Source organism: Myxococcus sp. AM009, assembly GCF_013372605.1.
GTDB lineage: Bacteria > Myxococcota > Myxococcia > Myxococcales > Myxococcaceae > Myxococcus > Myxococcus vastator.
The window spans coordinates 33,085-51,703 of sequence record NZ_JABXEP010000013.1 but is presented as its reverse complement, the minus strand read 5'-3'; the positions used below and the strand labels follow the sequence as shown (position 1 = coordinate 51,703).

The window sequence follows — 18,619 nt, the reverse complement described above, 5'->3', positions numbered from 1 at the left end:
GCGCGGCCTACCCGGCGGCCACCTTCGTGGCCTGGAAGAAGTCCGCCGGCATGGGCCGCTCCAGCGTCCAGAGGATGCGCATGGGCCGCTCGGCTTCGTGACTCACGTAGCGGACCGGCCCCAGACACAGGTAGGGCATCGACTCGCCGCGGTCGTCCTTCCTCCGCTCGCGCACGAAGAGGATGACGCGCGTCCCTCTCTGGACGTGCTCCACGTACCGCCGGCCCGTGGGCGAAGCGGACGACGTGGCGTTCTGCGACTCCCAATGGAACAAGCTGGGCGACACGGCATAGTCCGCGTAGCGGGTGGTGGGCTTGAAGTCCGCGTCCGACTTGTCGAGGGTGACGAAGAGCAGGTCCGTCTTGTGCGCGTCCACCCACAAGACGCCCTCTCGCACTTCCCGCAGGCTCCCCTTCGTCCCCAGCACCCCGTAGGCGGCGATGATCTCGTAGAGGCCATAGGTCGCATGGCACGCGAGGGGCGCGGCCCCGACGGGGTCCAGCGGCGTGTGCACCCTGCGGCTCCGGTCCTCGAGCAGCTCCAGCAACTCCAGCAGCTCCTCGCGCAGGGCCGTGCAGGACCACAGCTCGGACATCGCTTGCGGCCACTCCGCCACCGCGCGGCTCCGGAAGCCCAGGGCGGCGAAGAGCATCCATTGGAGGCGCTGCTCCCGACTGCCGGGAGTCGCTGGGGGCGGAGGTGCTGGCAAGGACACCCAGGCACACCACTGCCTCAGCCGTTCTTCGTCTCCCACATGAAGCATGCGCGCCAGGGCCTTGGAGAGCGTGGCCTCGTGCGGCCCCACGGGGCGTTGCTCATGGCCGGCGTCGCGGCGCAGCGCCATGAAGGCGCTGCGCTCCGAGGGCCTGCCGTAAACCTCCTCCAGCTCATGGCCGGTGGCTTCCAGGAAGGCCTGGAGGCGCGTCTCGGGAGGCAGCGACTTGAGTTCCTCGAGCAGGATGCGCCGCGCATGGGAGACGGCCGCCTTGACGTTCTGCAGGACATGCTCGCGGGCAATCCTGTCCAAGCGGATGGCACAGCCGGGCGGCAGGCGTGGGAAGTCGTGCTCCAGCTCGGCTTCCAACTGCCGCCGCGTCCCGCCCACGATGGCCCGGTAGCGCACGTCGAAGCGATAGCGCTTGTTCGCCTGACCGATGAAGTCGAGCACCGTGAGGACGCTCTTGCCCGAGCCATGGGACCAGCGCAGCCCGCGGCCCAACTGCTGGAGGAAGATGGTGGCGCTCTCCGTGGGCCGGAGCAGGAGGAGCGTGTCGACCTCCGGGATGTCCACGCCCTCGTTGAAGAGGTCCACGGTGAAGAGGGCCTGGAGCTCGCCGCGCCGCAGCCGAGCCACGGCCTCACGGCGCTCACCGTCCGGCGAGCCGGAATGCAGGGCCGCGGCCTTGAGTCCCGCGGCGTTGAAGTGGTGGGCCATGACCTCCGCGTGCGTGACGCCAACGCAGAAGCCCAGGGCGCGCATGGCCCGCGGGACGTGGACGTATTCCTCCACGGCCTGGAGAATGCGCCGGGCCCGGAGGTCATCGCCGGTGTACAGGGCATTGAGCTCGCCCCTCGCGTACATGCCCCGTTTGAATGTCACCGAGGAGAGGTCAGTGCCGTCGTGCACGCCGAAGTACTGGAAGGGACAGAGCAGCCCCTGCTCAAGGGCCTGCCAGAGGCGGACGTCGCAGGCGATGCGGCCGTCAAACCAGCCCAGCACGGACTGACCGTCTCCCCGGTCCGGAGTCGCGGTGAGGCCGACCAGGATGCGCGGCCTCAGGCGCTCCAGCAGCTTGCGGTACGTGGGCGCCTCGGAGTGGTGGAACTCGTCCACCACCACGACATCATACGCATCCGGCGCCAGCGTCTCGAGCTGTCGCTGGAGAGACTGCACGGAGGCGAAGACATGGTGGCCCCCGTGGACCGGGCGCTCGCCCGCGACGAGCCGCTCGCCGAACGCGGCGTCCCGCAGCACCAACTGGAAGACCTGCTGGCTCTGCAGGAGGATTTCATCCCGGTGCGCGACGAACAGGAGCCGTTCATGCCCTTGGGCGCGCAGCCGCCGGTAGTCAAAGGCAGCCACCCAGGTCTTCCCTGTGCCCGTCGCGGCGACGACGAGGTTCTTCCGGTGCCCATGCTGGCGCTCCGCCTCCAGCGCTTCGAGCATTTGCCGCTGGTGGGGCTTGGGTTCGAACTCGATGTCGAGCGCCACGAGGCGCTCGAGCGAGGACGCGCCGGAGCCGCCCCGCTCCCGGGCGAGGGCCGTGGAGAGCCGCTCGCCATCACGCTCCGGGTCGTACGAGACGAACTCCGGCTCGCTCCAGTACTGCTCGAACGTCGCGCCAACCCGTTCGAGGATGCCGGCGTTGTCCGCCTGACTCACACGCACGTTCCATTCCAGGCCGTCCACCAGCGCGCTGTGCGTCAGGTTGGATGAACCGATGTAGGCGGTGTGCAGGCCCGTCTTGCGGTGGAAGAGCCAGGCCTTGGCGTGGAGGCGTGTCTGGTCGGTCTCGAAAGAGACCTTCACGTCGGCGCCCAGCTTCACCAGGTCATCGAGCGCGCGACGTTCAGTGGAGCCCGTGTACACGGTGGTGATGACTCGAAGCCGGCCGCCGCGGCGCACGAAGTCCTCGAGCTGCTTGCGAACCAGGCGCAGGCCCGCGAAGCGGACGAAGGCGCACAGGAGGTCGATGCGGTCGGCGCTTTCGATTTCCCGCGCGAGCTCGGGCCCCACCTGGTAGTCGCGCCGGCCATTCACCAGCAGCCCGCTCTCCGAGAGGGAGAGGTGTGGCCGGAGCGTTGGACTCCGCGCCGTGAGGGCGCTCCCGCCCCGTCGCGCCTCGCGCAGCAGGTGAGCCTCCTCGTACACCTGGTCCGTCATGAGGACGGTGTCGTCATTCCCCGCCTTGCTCAACAACGTGATGAGGTCATTGGCGAGCCGCACGCTGAGGAGCGTCTCGTAGAGTCCAGGCTCGAGCCCGGAAGGCATGCTTGGCATCAACGCGGAGCCTACGACAGACAGGACTCCGCTGAGGCCCCCTCCCCGCCCTGGATTCTCACAAACCGGGACCACCCACACGATGCGCAGAAAACACCACACGCAAAGTCCAATTTACCATGAAAATCATGTAAACCCTTCGAAACAAACAAGTACGCGGCCACGGGCTGCGCGATGGGGCGTATGCAAAAGCTCTCAATGGCAGTTGTGATGTTGTGCGGAACGCTGGTGTCCGGATGCCAGGGCGCGGAGGAGGAGCAGCAGCAGCCGGCCCTCGCGCAGCCTGACGGTGCAGGCAACGCGGCGTCCGTCGCCACCTCGCGCCAGGCGGTCATCTCCCCGGAGCTGGAGGCGGCGCTCGCGTGTGTCGAGACCTACGCCAACGCGGGGACCTGCGACTGGGCGCACTGGAGCGAGCTGTGGGAGGCGTGCCAGACCTACGAGCACCCGGAGCTGGAGGACGGCGTCTTCCTCGACGAGGTGCAGTCAGAGAATTGCACCGCGGCCAACTGGTCCACGCTGCGGGCGCAGCTCCTCGCCCCCCGCACGGAGCTCGTCCGCGTGCGCGACAGTTGCAACGGTGACGCCCAGGTGATTCAGGAGGCCGAGGCCAACGGCTGCTACACGCTCACGGAGACCGCGGGCGCATCCTACGTTGACGTGCCGCTCGGCAAGAGCGTGACGCTGCATGCGGGCACGAGCTGCAGCGGCGACTCGGTCACCGTCGAGACGGACTCGAGCCTCTGTGAGACTTCGTTTGACAGCGGCGCCAGCGCTGACGACAACGTGCGCGCATTCCGGGTCGAGGACGTCGTGGCCCCCTCGTCGCCGTACCGCTACACCTGCGCCGACGATGAGCCGACGTGCGTCCAGAACTTCAACAGCAGACTGGGCGCCATCAACAAGAAGCTCACCGTCAGGGTCGTCCGGATGACCCTGGCTGGCAGGACGACGCCTTCATTGACCGCCATCCGGAACAGCGTCCGCGACCTGAGCGACTACTACGCCACCGCGTCTCGCAACCAGGTGAGCCTGGAGATCATCGGTTCGCAGACCGTGCAGGTGACGAGCAGCAACTGCGGGAAGGCCAAACAGCAGGCCATCCAGAAGTCCCAATCCAACGCGTTCATGACCGTGTACGCGCTGCCCAGCGGGATGTGCTCCACCTCGAACGCCGGCGGGCGCCGCATCTTCCTGAAGGGCAACCTGTTCCGGGACTACGCTCACGAGGCGGGGCATGTCCTCGGACTCGGGCACGGCAACCGGCGCGACCCCACGACCGGCAAGCAAGTCCCCTACGGCGACTCGAGCACGTACATGGGCAGCAATGCGTCGGACAACTACAACCTCCCGCAGCTCCACTGGCTGGGTTGGACGAAGAAGGAGGAGCTCGTCAAGGTCAACTCGGCCATCGACAACGGAGGCTCCATCGACGTCACCCTCCGCCCCGTGGGCGCCAACGCCGACAGCACCAGCGACCTCCCGCTGGGCGCGGTCTGGGAGGTCCCTGGCACCGAACAACGGCTGTTCATCACCGTGCCCAAGCCGCGCGTCACCAACTCGAACCAGATTGAGGGCGGCACCGTGTTCGTCTACCGCGCCTCCAGGGCCGTGGGCTGCACGGGCATCTGCCTGGGGACGCTGCAGGTGGCGCGGTTCAGCGCCAAGTCCAACAATGAGCATGAAGCGAGCGGCATCTTCATCCAGCCGGTGACCTACACCAGCCACTTCGTCCAGTCAGATGGGAAGCGCGTCGAGGTGTTCACCTCCGTCACGCTGCGCATCAGGCGGTAGCGCCCAGCCTGTCGCCGGAGTCGGGCAAGTTCATGGAGGATGCCAAGAGGCGGCGCCAGTCGCTCTGACGACTGGAGCCGCCCTGCCCCACGGCCCCTGCACGGGGAAGCGGAGGCTCAGGCTACCCGAGGACGCAGACCCCCGACGAGCAGGTCTTCGCCGCCGGACAGACAACGCCGCAGGCGCCGCAGTTGTTCACGTCCGACGACACCTCCACGCACTGCCCGCCACACTGCACCGAGGGAGCCGGGCAGGAGCCACCCACGCAGTCATAGCCACCCGGCGTGTTGACGCACACCTGGCTGGGATTGCACGCGGCGGTCCCGTTCACGCATTCATCAATGTCCTGACACGTCCAGCCATTGCCCGAGTAACCAGGCCTGCACGTGCAAGTGTAGCTGCCCGGAGTGTTCGTGCAGAACGCATTCACCGAGCACTGCGCGGTGCCATTCATGCATTCACTGACGTCATGGCAGACGCTGGGCTGCGTGCCCTGACAGGTGTAGCCCGGCTCCACGTGGCAGGCGCTGCTACAGCCATCCCCCGGCACCCGGTTGCCATCGTCACACTGCTCCGAGGCGCCCACCCGGCCATCGCCGCAGGTGGCGCCCGCGCCGCCGCCCGTGTCCTCCACGGCGTCCAGGCCGTACAGCGAGGCCAGCCCGCCCCGCAGCCGCACGTAGCGGTACGGCGTGGCGCTGCTGAAAGGCACCAGCGTGGAGTGCGTACCCAGCCCCAGGTCCAGCAGGTTCGCCTGCCCCGTGCTGATGATGCTCATGTCCGCGCGAAGGAACTCCACCTGGGCAATCACCGCCAGCGAGATTCCCTGATAGTAGATGCGCAGCGGCCCCGTGCCCTCCTCGCCCAGCCCCATGTCCAGCAACAGGGAGCCTCCCAGGAGGCCCAGGAAGGTGGCGGCGCTCCCATCTGGCGCGCCCACGGCGTTGTTCGGATTGAGCACGGCGAAGACACCGCGCTGGACCACGGCGTCGGCGTACCGGTCTCCCGCCATCGCGGACACGGCGTCCGCTCCCACCTCGGCGCCCACCGGCACCTCTTCGGAGACAAGGGCCTCCTGCTCCAGCTCAGGACCACACGCACCCATCATTCCGAACGCCAGCGCCGCGCTCAGCCATCGCCACAGGGGGGTCACTCGACGGGTCTTCATTGTCTTGCTCCATTCCACTTGGACTTGGGGGTTGGCGGCCCGGCATGAAGACAACCACACCGGATGACCGCCAAGACAATGAACGCACGAAGGCCCGCCCCGGCTTTATACACACGCCTTCCGCCCCCCGGCGCGTGTGCCATTGGACAGCCTTTCCGCCAGATAGCGCCGCGACGAACGCCAGGTGACACCCACCCTGGACACGAAGGCTGAGACCTTCGTCCCAACACGCCTCAGCCTTCTTGATTCCTGGGAACGGAGAGAGGAAACGCGGCGTCGCGCACGCTCAATCCCAGCCGCGAAGCTGGAGGCGGACCCGATGCACGAGCAGCTCCCACTCCTGGCGCTTCAGAGTCGTCAGGACACGACCCCCAATGAGCGTGAGGCCAGCAAGCGTCATCACCACGAAGCCGATGCGGTGGTCCTTCAGCCCGGCGTCGAGCAGCGTGGCCGCGACATCCAGCGTGAGGAACAGGGCCCCCAACGCCAGGTAGGCGCGAATCTGGAACACCATGCCCGCCACGACGCCGAGCAGGCACACTCCGCCAAAGACGAGCGCATACATGCCGTCGGGAGACTGGCCCACCTGGACCGCCATGCGCGCGGCCGCGGGCACATACAGCAACAAGCCCCCGAGGATGCGCACCGTGTTGCGCGCGGCGTGCGGCAGGCTCTCCGCGAAGAGCTGGCCCAACATCAACAACAGCAGCCCCATGGGCGCCAGGTAGATTTCCAGGCCCTCCAACCCAAACGCCAGCGCGGAGATGAGCAGCGCGAAGTTGCACGCTGCCGCGGCGAACGCACCGAACAGCCGGCTGCGCTCCACCGCGCCCAGCGTCGCGTACAGGAGGCCGGAGCCGCCCGCGAGCAGCGCAGCCTCTTGCGTCGCCTCGCCTGGCAGCACCAGCGCCATCCCCATGGGCAGCAGCGCCGCGAAGCGTCGGGTCGCCGCCTCCACGGGCTGCACGCCTGCCCGCCGGGCCAGCACCGTCACGCCCACCAGGATGAAGCCCAGGGCCAGCGCGAAGAGCGCGTCGTGCTCGGCGCGCAGGCCCGGTGCATACAGATTACGCACCAGGGCGTAGACCCCGACCACCGCTGTCTGCACGAAGTAGACGTGCCGGCCGGTGTGCTGGCTCCAGGCGCAGTGCAGCGCCACCAACACCAGGATGCCGATGGAGGCGGCGGCCAGCGTGAGGGCGCTGTCGGAGGCTGTGCCCCCCACCGCCAGGGCCGCGAGCATCAGCCCGCTCACCACGAGCCCGGTGTCACGTCCCCACGCCAGGCCGCCCGCGACGTCCGGCCGGCGCCTCCGCACCCACTCCTGGGCGGCATGGAGGGCCAGCACGCCCACCGAGGCAGCCAGGGACAGGGCCGCGCCATGGACGATGAAGAGCTGGCCATAAGGCAGCGTCGGACCGACGCGGCCCGCGCGAATCGAGAGGACGGCCATGAGCGAGGCGACAAAAGTGCCGCCCACCCCCCAGGCCCCCAGCGTCGCGACGAGCGAGGCGAGCGTGCCCTTCCACTGAAACGCCGCCACGAGCACGGACGCGGCGACGAGCGCCAGCGTCACGGGCAACGCGGGAGAGACCATCCAGCTCCCGCCCATGCTCAGCAGCATCTCCCCCAGGAGGTTGAGCGCGGCCAGCGTCGACGACGGCGTGCCATTCGTCGCCAGCGCGTACACGAGCCCGGCCAGCAGGTAGATGGCCATGGCCTGGTGGATGCGCATGCGAGCGGCGCTCTCTGGCAGGCCCCTGCGCCGGACAAGCCACGGCCCCAGCGTCACCACCGCCAGCCCCACCAGCGCGAGCACCGGGCCGGGCCACACCTCGAAGATGTCCACGCGGTGCGCCAGCGCGTGGACCAGCAGGAGGATGCTCGCGCCAAGCACACCGCGTCCCTGCGCCCTGGCCCCTCCGAGGAACAGCACCAGGCCGGTGATGCAGACCAGGCCCGCCGCCGTGAGCCCGGGCTGGAAGAGGGCCGCGAGGAAGACCGCGCCCACACTGAGGACCGAATGGCGCCGCAACAGGTGCTGGAAGGACTCGGGCAGCCCCCGGAGCGAGGCCACGGCGTAGACGAGCCCCGCGGCGGCGATGCCCGCGAAAGCCCGCTGCCACAGCAGGAACACCGTGTCTCCAGGCGCGAGCCACGCGGCCTTGTCGAGCCAGTGCAGGGACTCGGCGCCGATGCGCACCCACATGCCTTCGGACGACCCCGAGGGCGTGAGCCTGGGCCCGAGCAGCGACTGCCTCGCGGCCCAGAGCGCCGCGCCGGGCAGGCCGAGCCAGAGCCCCACGCTCGCGAGCCGCACCGAGCGCGCGGACACCGAGAGCAGCAACATCAGCACCGCGGGCCCCAGCAACATCAGGGGCGGGATGAGGGCCAGCGCACGGGACGGACGGGGCAGGCCAACGAGGAGCGCGCCTTTCAGGAGCACACAGGCCAGCACCGCCACGCCCAGATGGGGAACCCAGTGGTAGAGCGTGCCGTGACGAGGCTTCTCCAGGAGCCTGGCGACCCAAGGACCGAAGCGCCGTGTCGCCAACGCGACGCCCCAGAGCGCGACGCCGATGAGCGAGGTCCGCAGGGCGGCGACGTCCGGCGGCGACGGTCGGCCCGCGCGGTTGACCAGGGCGGTGAGCGCGATGAGCCCCCCCAGCGACGCGAGCGTCACCACCGAGCCGCGCAGGTGCCAGGCCTCGAAGCCGCGCGACACGAAGGCCACGAGCGCGACCAGGAGGAGCAGACCGGCCGCGAGCAGGCACGTGGCGCGCTCGGCGTCCGTGGGCCTGGACAGCCACGCAGCCAGCGTGAGCGTGGCGACGAAGACCTGCACCAGCGCCACCGTGGCGAAGCCGTCCGTGAAGAGCGGCAGCCCTCGCGCCCCGAACGGGAGCCGGAAGAGGTCGAGCACCCGCCTGCTCCAGGGGCTCGGAGCGGCGCCCGTCGCGTCAGTGGGGACGGGCGTGCGGCCGCGAAGCGCCGCGAAGGCCGCGAAGCCTAGCGCCAGGGACGCGGCGACGAGGGCGGCTCGGGCGGACGCGAAGTCAGAGACGGTGCCCGCCACCTGGGACACCGCGAGCGCGAACCCCGACGCCGCGACGACCCCGACGAGCCGGCTTCCGTCCCGCCGGACACGCAGCAGCAGCCAGGCCGTGATGACGGCCGTGGGCAGCGCGGCGAGCACGCGGCCAGGCAGCCCGAAGGCGGACGACAGCACGTCCGGCGCCACCGGGGTGGCGTCCACGGCCATCAGGACTCCCGCCGCGGCCAGGCCGAGGGAGAGGTCATCCAGGGGCAGCAGTCCGTCTTGCCGCGAGCCCCGCCGGGCCCACGCGGCCTGGACGAGCCCCAAGGCACCGTAGAGCCCGCTCACGAGCGCGAAGACGGCCAGGCGGCCCCAGCTCCCCTCCAGGCCCGGAGTCCCCTGGGCGCAGGCGAGCACACCGAAGAGCAGACCCGCGCCGCCCAGGTAGTGCAGGCCCCGCCAGCGCCAGCCGCCAGCGACGTGCGCGGCCCCGGCGATGACGAGCCCCGTCATCACCCGGGCCCACGGCGACTCGGAGCGGCCCACCTGGGTCACCAGGGGCATCGCCACCAGCGCGCCGAGGACGGTCCAGGCGAGCAGGCGGATGCGCAGCCCCGGGAAGGCGCTCCACCGCGCCAGCAGCATCAAGCCCGCGACCGCCACCGTGCCGCCGAACACCCACCAGCCCGGGTCCGCGGGCGCCAGTGTGCGCGCGAACAGGGCTCCGGCGAGCAGCGTCGACATCACCAGGAGGTGCACCAGGGCCCGCCGCCGGGGCTCCAGCAGGAAGAAGACCCCCGCCGCGAGGAGCGGCGCGAGCGCCGAGGCGAAGTCGACCTGCAGGTCCCCTCCCGGCTGGACGGCGAACGCGCCCAGCGCCCCCGCGAGCGCGCCGCTGGCGAGCACCGCGCAGGCGACCACCTCCAGCACCGGGCTCACGCGTGGGTGGGACTCGCGCGCGGCGTCGGTGGTCGCGGCCACGACGATGACGGTGGCCAGCGCCTGCGCCCACAGCGTGAAGCCGGCGAACAGTGCGCTGCCCGGCTCCAAGGCGTCGAAGCCCGACGGCGCGCTCGCCACGCCGAAGACGGCGAGCCACAGCGCGCCATAGAGCGCGGCGCTGGCGCCCACGAGCGCCGTGTTCTCCGACGTCGGCCCGCGTGCGCGCCAGGCCGTGGTCCCCAGGGCCACCACGCCCACGCAAGCACACAGCGCGCGCAGCCAGGGCGCGTCGTCCAGCGCCATCAGCGGCAGCCCGGCGAGCAGTGAGGGCAGGAGCGCCACCGCCAGGGACGTCACCGGCGTGCCATGCAGCAGCCGTCCCGCCGACCGCAGCGGCACCAGGCCCAGCGCGGCGACACCGAGCGCCACCGCGGAGCCGAACCCGGGTGACAGCGCGAACAGCGACGACAGCGCGATGAAGGAGACAGGGAGCAGCGCGAGTCCGATGCCCGCGAGGACCCGGCCGACGGGCATGGAGCGCCGGGAAAGGAACACCCCCAGCCCGATGAAGCCCGCGTGATAGCCCCACAGCGCGCCCGTGACGAGGAGCTGGCGCGGAACCCCACCCAGCGCGCGCCAGGCCTCGCGCACGCCCATGAGCGAGCCGCCCAGCACGAGCATCGCGCCGAGGAACCACCAGATGAACTCCTGGAACCGGGGGGTGCTCTCCGGCTGCGCGTCGAGCGCCACGACGGCCTCGAGCCCCCCGCCGAGCGGGCTCGACGCATCCCGGGTGAAGAACGTCTGCCCGGAGTCCAGCGCGGCCCCCAGGTCATCCGCCCCCGCCTCCGGGTCATGCGGGTGCCCCCGATGCTTGCGCTCCTTCCGCGCCCGCTCCTCCTTCGCGGCTTCGTCCAGCGAGCGCGCGAGCGCCGCGCCCCAGCCCCACAGCCGCGAGCCTCCCGCGTTTCGAAGCGAGCTCGCGACACTGTCCGCCCAGGCCTCCGCGCGCGTCGCCGCGTCCACGGGAGGGGCGGACACTGGCGCTGGGAGGCCGTCAGCGGCAGCGTGTTCGACTTCCGCCACCACCGGCGTCCCGGCGTGAAGGTCGTTCGCGGCAGGCGTCAGGGACTCGGCGAGCCGGGCCGCGGTGACGCCATCAATGACGGCGCTGGCCTGCCAGCCTTCGATGTGCCGCCGCAGGGTCTCCCTCACGAGCGCGTCGAGCTGCGGCGCGGTGGCGGGCACGAGAGGGGAACCGCACTCCTGACACATGGCACCCGAGGCCACGTCGCGGAGCCGGGCACAGACTTGGCAGATCATGATGCGACAGCATAGCCTCAATCCCCCCCGCGCTCGGTGGATGCTCGCGAACAGAAGGAGCAGTCCCCCGAGCTACGGGGCGAGGACGGAGCAGCGTCCACCCGCTTCAGCAATCCCGGGGGCAGGTGAGCTCCTCGAAGGGAGCGCAGACCCCGTCACCGCAAGCGGTCGAAGGGTAGCAGTCCCAGGGACACGTGCTGGGCAGCTCGCGCCCGTTGCAGACGCCATCGCCGCACTCGGAGCCGCAGTCCACGGGGCAGTTCGCGGAGTGCTCGCCACCGCCGCAGATGCCATCTCCACACCAGGCGGGTATGCCGCAATCCTGGGGACAGGTGTTGGACGTCTCACCTCCGTTGCAAGCGCCATCGCCGCAGTAAGGGGGGCCGCAGTCCTCGGGACAGGTGTCCGCCGTCTCGGTGCGAGCGTCGCAGATACCGTCACCGCACAAGATGAGCACACCACAGTCCTGAGGACAGCTGCGGGAGGTCTCGCGCCCGGAGCACACATGATCCCCGCAGAAGTCGAGCGAGGCCTCCGACCGCGCCAACTCCTGCTCGGCCTCCACGGGCCCACATGCAGCGAACAACCCCAACGACATGCCAGCCACCAACATGACCAGACGCGCCTTCATGTGTGCCTCCTTGAAAAATGGAGCCGCACATATCAGCGCATCCTCAATCAATAGACAATGCCGAGCGGAGCGCGGCAAGCGCGGGCAACCCGGGAAGGCCCCTCGCCGCGACACATGGCGCGGCGAGGAGCCGGGGCCCATCAACGCATGACGTCAGCTACGGCACCCCGGGGTACGTGAAGGACGCGACATGCGACGGGTGGCCCGGGTAGCAGTCAGTCCCCGTGTCGCCGCTGACGACAGCGCCCCAGTAGATGAGGTACGGCTGGTCGAGCCGCAACACCGTGACGGTATACGAGACGGGGTCCGCCGCGCTGGGCGGAGGCGAGTAGCTGGCCGCCTTGAAGCAGACGTCGTAGGTGCCAGCCGGCGGGATGGCGCTGGTGCTCCAGATGACCCGCTCCGGCCCCCACCCCGATGACGCGGTCAGGTCCAGCGCACCGAAGTCCGTCCCAGCGTCGGGCCCGGGGTTGCCGCCGTGGATGACCTTCCCCGTGGGCGTCCGGACGACGAGGTTCCCATCGCCGAAGCGCGCCCACGACGTGGCGATCTGCAGCCGAAGGCCCTCCTCCACGCAGACGCCCTGCGAGCAGGTGTCCTCCGCGCCACAGACATTGCCGCAGGCGCCGCAGTTGGACGCATCAGACGACAAATCCACGCACTGCGCGCCGCACTGCACCGTGGGCGGCTGACAGGCGCCGCCCACGCACTCGTAGTTTCCGGGCGTATTCACGCACAGCTGTCCCGGCTGGCACACGGCGGTCCCATTCGCGCACTCGTCAATGTCATCGCACGTCCAGCCATTGCCGGAGTAGCCCGGCAGGCACGTACAGGTGTAGCTGCCCGGCGTGTTCGTGCAGCTCGCGTTCACCGAGCACTGCGCCGTGCCATTCGTGCATTCGTTGATGTCCGCGCAGACGCTGGGCGCGCCGGAGCAGGTGTAGCCCGGCTCCACCTGGCAGCCCCCGCTGCAGCCGTCTCCCGGCGCCACGTTGCCATCGTCACACTGCTCCCCTGCGTTCAGCTCGCCATCGCCACAGATGGCGCCGCCACCGAAGCCCGTGTCCTCCACGGCGTCCACGCTGAACAACGAGGCCAGCCCGCCACGCAGCCGCACGTACCGGTAGGGCGTCGCGTTGCTGAAGGGCACCAGCGCGGAGTGCGTACCGATGCCCAGGTCCAGGAGCGCCGCCTGTCCCGTGCTGATGAGGCTCATGTCCGAGGCGAGGAAATCCACCTGGGCAATCACCGCCACCGCCAGCCCCCGGTAGTAGATCCGCAGAGGCCCCGTGCCCTCTTCTCCAACGCCCATGTCCAGCAACAGCGCGCCCCCCAGGAGGCCCAGGAAGCTGGCGACGTTCCCATCCGGCGGTCCCACGGCATTGTTGGGATTGATGACCGCGACGATACCGCTCGGGACGACCGCGTTGGCGTAGGGGTCATTCACCTTCGATACCTTGCTCGAGGCCCGCTCGACCTCCGACTGCGCCTCCTCGGAGACGAGGGGCTCCTCCTCCAATTGGGGCCCGCACGCTCCCAGCATTCCGAACGCCAGGGCCGCGCACATCCAATGCCAATTGGGGGTCACTCGACTGCCATTCATTATCCTGCTCCATTCGATTTGTACTGGGGGATGGCGGCGTGACAAGCAGACAACGAAACAAGGCCGCCAACACCAAGCTAGGCACGAGGCCCCGGATGCAGCTCAAACGCACGCATGTCACCCCGGAACTCGCATGCCATTGAACAGCATTTCCGCCAGAGGCCGCCGCGACGAACGGCACGCGACACCCATCCTGGACATGAAGGCCGAAGCCTCCGCGCCCAGCGCGAGCAATGACTCTCAATTCTCAGGACTGGAGAGGCACCATTGAAGGCGCGAGTGAGGATACAGCGGCGGCACAACCGCGAGCGTCGAAGAGGAAGCCGTCCTTGATTCACGCGAGGAAGCGCGGCCCTTCTGCGACAACGAATCCTACTGGATTGACTTCTATTCGGACGCGAGCCTCACGTGTTGGGTCTGCTTCAAGCCCTGCGGTCGCAACGAGACGGCGCACATCACCAGGCGACAGACGGCTTTCGCCGTGACGGACGTCTACTCCGTCTGCCGTTAGCAGCCTTTGTCTCCGTTTCCACCAGGAACGCCGGCGGCGGCGCGATGCGTCATCCGGCGACGCAATCCATCCCAACCCACCGGGTGTCAAAAACACACCATTTACAATACGTAAAAACCCTCATACACACCGCACGTCTCCAATTCGGGGACAACTCGCAATGAGGGGGAAGTCATGAAGAAGTTCAATACGTTGGGAGTTGTGGGTCTGCTGTCTCTGGCCGCCGTGGGCTGCGGCGGGGAGTACACGCCGGAGGAAGAGCAGGCCATGCAGCAGCCGGAGCTGGGCGATGTGGCGCAGGCCGCGGAGTACGCGACCATCGACGCCATGCAGACACGTGATTTCTCGACGTGGCTGTTCGGCTCGACGCCGTTCATCATCGAGAACCTGTCCAGTACCCACTCGACGCCCTACTACGCGTACTGCGGTGGCAACTCCACCTCCGGCACCATCGCCGCGGGCGCGACCATCACCGGCAGCCTGATGTGCAACTGGCCCGGTTCGCGCCTGTACGTCCGCAACAACGGCACGCTCACCGGCAACCAGCGCCTCTACGTCACCACGTACTGAGCCACGTAGCCCCGCCATCCGGATGGCGCACTGGGGGAGCCCTCTGCAGGGGGTTCCCCTTTTTCACGTCCGCCCGGCCCTTGACTGAACGTGCATTCAGGCCCACGGTGCGCCCATGAAGGCGCGCCCCATCGACAATCCGCCCAACCCGTGGGCGAGCACCGAGGTGGAGTACCTGGACGAAATCCCCCCGTCCAAGCTGGAGGTCTTCGAGGACCATAGCCGGCAGGTGCTGTCCCACAACGACAGCCCGGACGTGGGGTTCAGCTGGAGCGTCAACCCGTACCGGGGCTGCCTCCACGCCTGCGCGTATTGCTACGCGCGGCCCACGCACCAGTACCTGGACCTGGGCGCGGGCACCGACTTCGAGACGAAGCTGGTGGTGAAGCCCCGGGCGCCGGAGCTGCTCCGCGAGGCCTTCGAGAAGCCCTCCTGGAAGGGCGAAACCGTCGTCTTCAGCGGCGTCACCGACTGCTACCAGCCGCTGGAGGCCTCGCTGCGCCTGACGCGCGCCTGCCTGGAGGTCTGCGCGGACTACCGGAACCCGGTGGGCATCATCACCAAGGGCGTGCTCGTCGAGCGGGACCTGGACGTCCTCCAGCGGCTGGCCCGGGACGCGCGCCTGTGGGTCAGCGTCAGCCTCCCCTTCCACAACGCGGAGCTGGCCCGGGCCATGGAGCCCCATGCGGCCTCCCCCAAGCGCCGGCTGCTGACCATCCGCCGGCTCACCGAGGCGGGCATCGACGTGGCGGTGTCGGTGGCCCCCATCATCCCGGGCCTCAACGACGAGGACATCCACCGCGTGCTGGCCGCGGCGCGTGAGGCCGGCGCCACCCGCGCGCATCACACGCTGGTGCGGCTGCCTGGCCCGGTGCAGGACGTCTTCGCGGAGCGGCTGCGCGCGAAGCTGCCCCTGCGCGCGGAGCGGGTGCTCCACCGTATCCGGGGGACTCGCGGCGGGGCGCTCAACGACAGCCGCTTCAAGCACCGCATGCGCGGTGATGGCCTCTACGCGGAGACCCTCCACCGCCTCTTCCACACGTCGGCGCGCAAGGTGGGCATCCGCGCCTCCTACGTCACCGAGGACGCTCCGGACACCTTCCGGCGCCCGGAGCGCAAGCCGCCGCCCACGCCGCAGCTCAGTCTCTTCTGAGCGCGCACGCGGGCGGCGGGCGTCATTTCCGGAGGGCTTGAACCACCGTGATGAGGATGACGGAGCCCACCGTCGCCACCAGCAGCGACCAGAGGTTGAAGCCCGTCACGCCGGTGCCGCCCATCAGACTGAAGACCCAGCCACCAATCATGGCCCCGACGATGCCGGTGGCGATGTTGGCGAACATGCCCATGCGGGCGTTGGTGCCCTTGATGATGCTGGCCAGCCAGCCCGCGATGCCACCCAGCACCAACCACGTACAGATACCCATGACGACCTCCTTCGTGCCCTCCGGTTGCTATCAGACCTCCCGCCCTCGCGCAGCGGCCGGCCGTCTTCCTCGTGTACGCACGGGCCCCGGAACCCATTGCCTCCGGCCCCTGAAACGGCGATGCCCCGTGCCTCCCAGGGAGACACGGGGCAGCCGCGGCGCTTCGGATTCGCGCGCCTGACGTCACTCAGTCCTTGCCGAGCATCCCGTCACGCAGGCTGCCGTCCACCGGGTTCTTGCCCACGAAGACGGAGAACAGCGCGTCGGAGAAGTCCTTGCCCTCGACGGAGATCTCCTTGCCCGTCTTGCTGGACACCTGCGTGCCCTGGCCGGGGACGTAGGTGAGGATGAGCTCGTCACCCTTCTTCACGTCCGGGATGGCCGCGTTGAAGGTGTCCAGCTTGGGCTGGAGCTCCGCCAGCTTGGCGCCGGCGTTCTTCTTGAAGCCGTCGCCAATGGCCTCGACGATGGTCTTCTTGTCCAGGTCCCGCAGCATGTACATGCGCACGCGCTTCACCTGGTCCGAGCTGATGATGGCCGCGCCGTCCTTGGACGGCGTCTCCAGGTAGAGCCCCGCAGTGTAGACCTTGAACACGAACTTGCTGCGCAGGCCCACGCCGTTGAGCTTCAGCTCCTTGCCGGCGACGGTGGCCGTCTCCGGGTACTTCACCCCCGCGACGTCCTTGGCGAAGGCCGGGGCTGCGAGCATCAGGGACAGCACGACGGTGGTCAGCGTGGCTTTCATGAATCCTCCGGGTGTGGGTAATCCGTGCGGTTGGACGCAGCCTACCCGCGCGTCTTCACGAAATGGTCCATGAAGGCGACCAGCGTGCGCACATTCTCCACGCTCACCGCGTTGTACATGGAAACGCGGATTCCTCCGGCCGTCCGGTGCCCCTTGAGGCCCACCATTCCTTGCTGCTTCGCGTCAGCAACGAAGGCCGCCTCCAGCGCCTCCGTGGGCAACTGGAAGACAGCGTTCATCACTGAACGGGACTCACGCTCCACCGGCGCGCGGTAGAAGTCCGGGTGCCGGTCCACGGCCCCGTAGAGCAGCGCCGCTTTTTCCCGGTTCCACTGCTCCAGCCGCGGCAGACCGCCGACGGAGTCGATCCACTCCAGCACGTTGCGCACCAGGTAGACGGCGAAGGACGGCGGCGTGTTGTAGAGCGAGTTGTTCTCCGCGTGCGTCGAGTAGCGGAAGATCTTCGGGATGTCCTTGCGCCCGCTGGCGAGGTAGTCCTTGTCGGCAATCACCACCGTCACGCCCGACGGGCCCAGGTTCTTCTGCGCGCCGGCGTAGATGAAGCGGAAGGGGCGCACGTCGAACTTCCTCCAGAGGAAGTCCGAGCTCATGTCGGCCACCAGCGGAACGCTTCCCACCTCCGGGAAGTCGTGCCACTGCGTGCCGAAGATGGTGTTGTTGCTCGTCAGGTGGACGTAGGCTGCCTTCGGGTCCAGCCGCAGCTCGTCCTGGCGCGGAATGCGTGTGTAGCGCTTGTCGGGCCCCACCATGCTGGCGGCCATCCTCGGGGCGCCGTAGTACTTCGCCTCGTCGAAGGCCTTCTCGCTCCACACCCCCGTCATGAGGTAGTCCGCGCTGGCGCCGGACGGCAGGAAGTTCATGGGCACCTGCGCGAACTGATGGGAGGCGCTCCCCGCCATGAAGAGAATCTGGTGGGTAGGGGGAACCTCCAGGAGCCGGGCCATCAGGGAGAGCGTCGCCTCGTGCACCGCCATGTATTCCAGGCTCCGGTGACTGTGCTCCATCACCGACATTCCGGACCCCTGGAAGTCGAGCAGCTCGTCGCGGGCACGCTCGAGCGCCGGAAGCGGGAGGCTCGCCGGGCCAGGATTGAAGTTGATGACGCGCATGAAAGTGTCCTTTAGGGAGATGAACAGCCGTGGGGGCATTCTTCTCCCCACCGCCCCCCTGAGTGCCAGCGGGAAGAAGCCCGCCCGCCTGCCCGCTGGGGGACGACATGGCAGCGGCCGGCTCTGTGGCCGGCGGGCGTTCACGAGGGTCAGGAGGACAGGTGGGTGCGTCGGAGGGACTGACGGAGTGGGTGCGGCGGGCATCGCAAGGGCAGGCGGCTGCCTACAGCGAGCTCTACCGTCGCACCCGTCCCCTGGTGACGCGGCTGGTGGGCGGCTTCTCCCAGCTGGACGCGGATGAGGTGGAGGACGTCATCCAGGAGACCTTCGTCCGGGCGTTCCGGGGGCTCCCCCGGCTGAAGGAGCCGGGGGCCTTCGAGTCATGGCTGCTGTCCATTGCCCGGAACCGGGCCAGGACGCGGCTGGAGCGGAAGTCCAGCACCCGGCGGCTGGAGGAGGACGTGGCGGACCCGGAGCCGGAGGCGGTCCCCCACCTCCCCGAGGCGCTGCAACTGGAGCGTGACATCGAGGTGGTGCGGCGGCTCATCGCGGAGCTGCCCGAGGGCGAGGAGAAGCGGACGGTGCACCTCTTCTACGTGGAGGGTGAGCTGTCCGCGCGGGAGATCGCGGAGAAACTGGGCGTGGGAAAAAGCGCGGTGACGATGCGGCTGGAGCGGTTCCGGTCTCGAATCAAGCGCGAGCTGCTGCGGCGAGTCCTCGCCGGCCGGTGGGAGTGAGGG

At 69.1% G+C, this 18,619-nt stretch carries 11 protein-coding genes; 4 read left to right on the top strand and 7 right to left on the bottom strand.

Annotated features, from left to right (window positions below; all coding sequences use genetic code 11):
- Nucleotides 1-7 precede the first annotated feature (7 nt).
- Nucleotides 8-2,992: a DUF3427 domain-containing protein gene (locus tag HV824_RS05530; RefSeq protein WP_176422827.1), complete on the bottom strand. Its 2,985-nt coding sequence runs from the start codon at nucleotides 2,990-2,992 to the stop codon at nucleotides 8-10.
- Nucleotides 2,993-3,199: 207 nt separating this feature from the next.
- Here HV824_RS05530 and HV824_RS05525 point away from each other — a divergent pair, with 207 nt between their 5' ends.
- Nucleotides 3,200-4,795: a hypothetical protein gene (locus HV824_RS05525; protein WP_255207783.1), complete on the top strand. Its 1,596-nt coding sequence runs from the start codon at nucleotides 3,200-3,202 to the stop codon at nucleotides 4,793-4,795.
- A gap of 121 nt (nucleotides 4,796-4,916) precedes the next feature.
- Here the strand turns inward: HV824_RS05525 and HV824_RS05520 are convergent, their stop codons facing one another.
- The 3 genes from HV824_RS05520 to HV824_RS05510 form a co-directional block, all read right to left on the bottom strand.
- Complete coding sequence (locus tag HV824_RS05520; RefSeq protein ID WP_176422826.1) at nucleotides 4,917-5,963, bottom strand: EGF domain-containing protein; 1,047 nt, start codon at nucleotides 5,961-5,963, stop codon at nucleotides 4,917-4,919.
- 286 nt (nucleotides 5,964-6,249) lie between these two features.
- Nucleotides 6,250-11,265: a hypothetical protein gene (locus tag HV824_RS05515; RefSeq protein WP_176422825.1), complete on the bottom strand. Its 5,016-nt coding sequence runs from the start codon at nucleotides 11,263-11,265 to the stop codon at nucleotides 6,250-6,252.
- Nucleotides 11,266-12,053: 788 nt separating this feature from the next.
- Nucleotides 12,054-13,439: an EGF domain-containing protein gene (locus tag HV824_RS05510; protein WP_255207782.1), complete on the bottom strand. Its 1,386-nt coding sequence runs from the start codon at nucleotides 13,437-13,439 to the stop codon at nucleotides 12,054-12,056.
- Between the two features lie 745 nt (nucleotides 13,440-14,184).
- Between HV824_RS05510 and HV824_RS05505 the strand changes: the two genes are divergently transcribed.
- Both HV824_RS05505 and HV824_RS05500 read left to right on the top strand, forming a co-directional pair.
- Complete coding sequence (locus tag HV824_RS05505; RefSeq protein ID WP_176417723.1) at nucleotides 14,185-14,580, top strand: hypothetical protein; 396 nt, start codon at nucleotides 14,185-14,187, stop codon at nucleotides 14,578-14,580.
- Between the two features lie 115 nt (nucleotides 14,581-14,695).
- Complete coding sequence (locus HV824_RS05500) at nucleotides 14,696-15,733, top strand: PA0069 family radical SAM protein (RefSeq protein ID WP_176422823.1); 1,038 nt, start codon at nucleotides 14,696-14,698, stop codon at nucleotides 15,731-15,733.
- Between the two features lie 22 nt (nucleotides 15,734-15,755).
- Here HV824_RS05500 and HV824_RS05495 read toward each other — a convergent pair whose 3' ends face one another.
- The 3 genes from HV824_RS05495 to serC form a co-directional block, all read right to left on the bottom strand.
- On the bottom strand, nucleotides 15,756-16,004 hold the full coding sequence (locus HV824_RS05495; RefSeq protein ID WP_176417721.1) for a GlsB/YeaQ/YmgE family stress response membrane protein: 249 nt from the start codon (nucleotides 16,002-16,004) through the stop codon (nucleotides 15,756-15,758).
- Between the two features lie 187 nt (nucleotides 16,005-16,191).
- Nucleotides 16,192-16,749, bottom strand: coding sequence for a chalcone isomerase family protein (locus HV824_RS05490; RefSeq protein ID WP_176417720.1), 558 nt, complete (start codon nucleotides 16,747-16,749; stop codon nucleotides 16,192-16,194).
- A 41-nt stretch (nucleotides 16,750-16,790) separates the two neighbouring features.
- Nucleotides 16,791-17,879: a 3-phosphoserine/phosphohydroxythreonine transaminase gene (serC, locus tag HV824_RS05485; protein WP_176422822.1), complete on the bottom strand. Its 1,089-nt coding sequence runs from the start codon at nucleotides 17,877-17,879 to the stop codon at nucleotides 16,791-16,793.
- Nucleotides 17,880-18,040: 161 nt separating this feature from the next.
- Between serC and HV824_RS05480 the strand changes: the two genes are divergently transcribed.
- On the top strand, nucleotides 18,041-18,616 hold the full coding sequence (locus tag HV824_RS05480; RefSeq protein WP_176417718.1) for a sigma-70 family RNA polymerase sigma factor: 576 nt from the start codon (nucleotides 18,041-18,043) through the stop codon (nucleotides 18,614-18,616).
- Nucleotides 18,617-18,619 lie beyond the last annotated feature (3 nt).

What these genes read in the sequence shown, in the direction of transcription:
- HV824_RS05530 (WP_176422827.1), bottom strand. Translation starts at nt 2,992, where the DNA reads ATGCCTTCCGGGCTCGAGCCTGGACTCTACGAGACGCTCCTCAGCGTG.
- HV824_RS05525 (WP_255207783.1), top strand. Translation starts at nt 3,200, where the DNA reads ATGGCAGTTGTGATGTTGTGCGGAACGCTGGTGTCCGGATGCCAGGGC.
- HV824_RS05520 (WP_176422826.1), bottom strand. Translation starts at nt 5,963, where the DNA reads ATGAAGACCCGTCGAGTGACCCCCCTGTGGCGATGGCTGAGCGCGGCG.
- HV824_RS05515 (WP_176422825.1), bottom strand. Translation starts at nt 11,265, where the DNA reads ATGATCTGCCAAGTCTGTGCCCGGCTCCGCGACGTGGCCTCGGGTGCC.
- HV824_RS05510 (WP_255207782.1), bottom strand. Translation starts at nt 13,439, where the DNA reads ATGCTGGGAGCGTGCGGGCCCCAATTGGAGGAGGAGCCCCTCGTCTCC.
- HV824_RS05505 (WP_176417723.1), top strand. Translation starts at nt 14,185, where the DNA reads ATGAAGAAGTTCAATACGTTGGGAGTTGTGGGTCTGCTGTCTCTGGCC.
- HV824_RS05500 (WP_176422823.1), top strand. Translation starts at nt 14,696, where the DNA reads ATGAAGGCGCGCCCCATCGACAATCCGCCCAACCCGTGGGCGAGCACC.
- HV824_RS05495 (WP_176417721.1), bottom strand. Translation starts at nt 16,004, where the DNA reads ATGGGTATCTGTACGTGGTTGGTGCTGGGTGGCATCGCGGGCTGGCTG.
- HV824_RS05490 (WP_176417720.1), bottom strand. Translation starts at nt 16,749, where the DNA reads ATGAAAGCCACGCTGACCACCGTCGTGCTGTCCCTGATGCTCGCAGCC.
- serC (WP_176422822.1), bottom strand. Translation starts at nt 17,879, where the DNA reads ATGCGCGTCATCAACTTCAATCCTGGCCCGGCGAGCCTCCCGCTTCCG.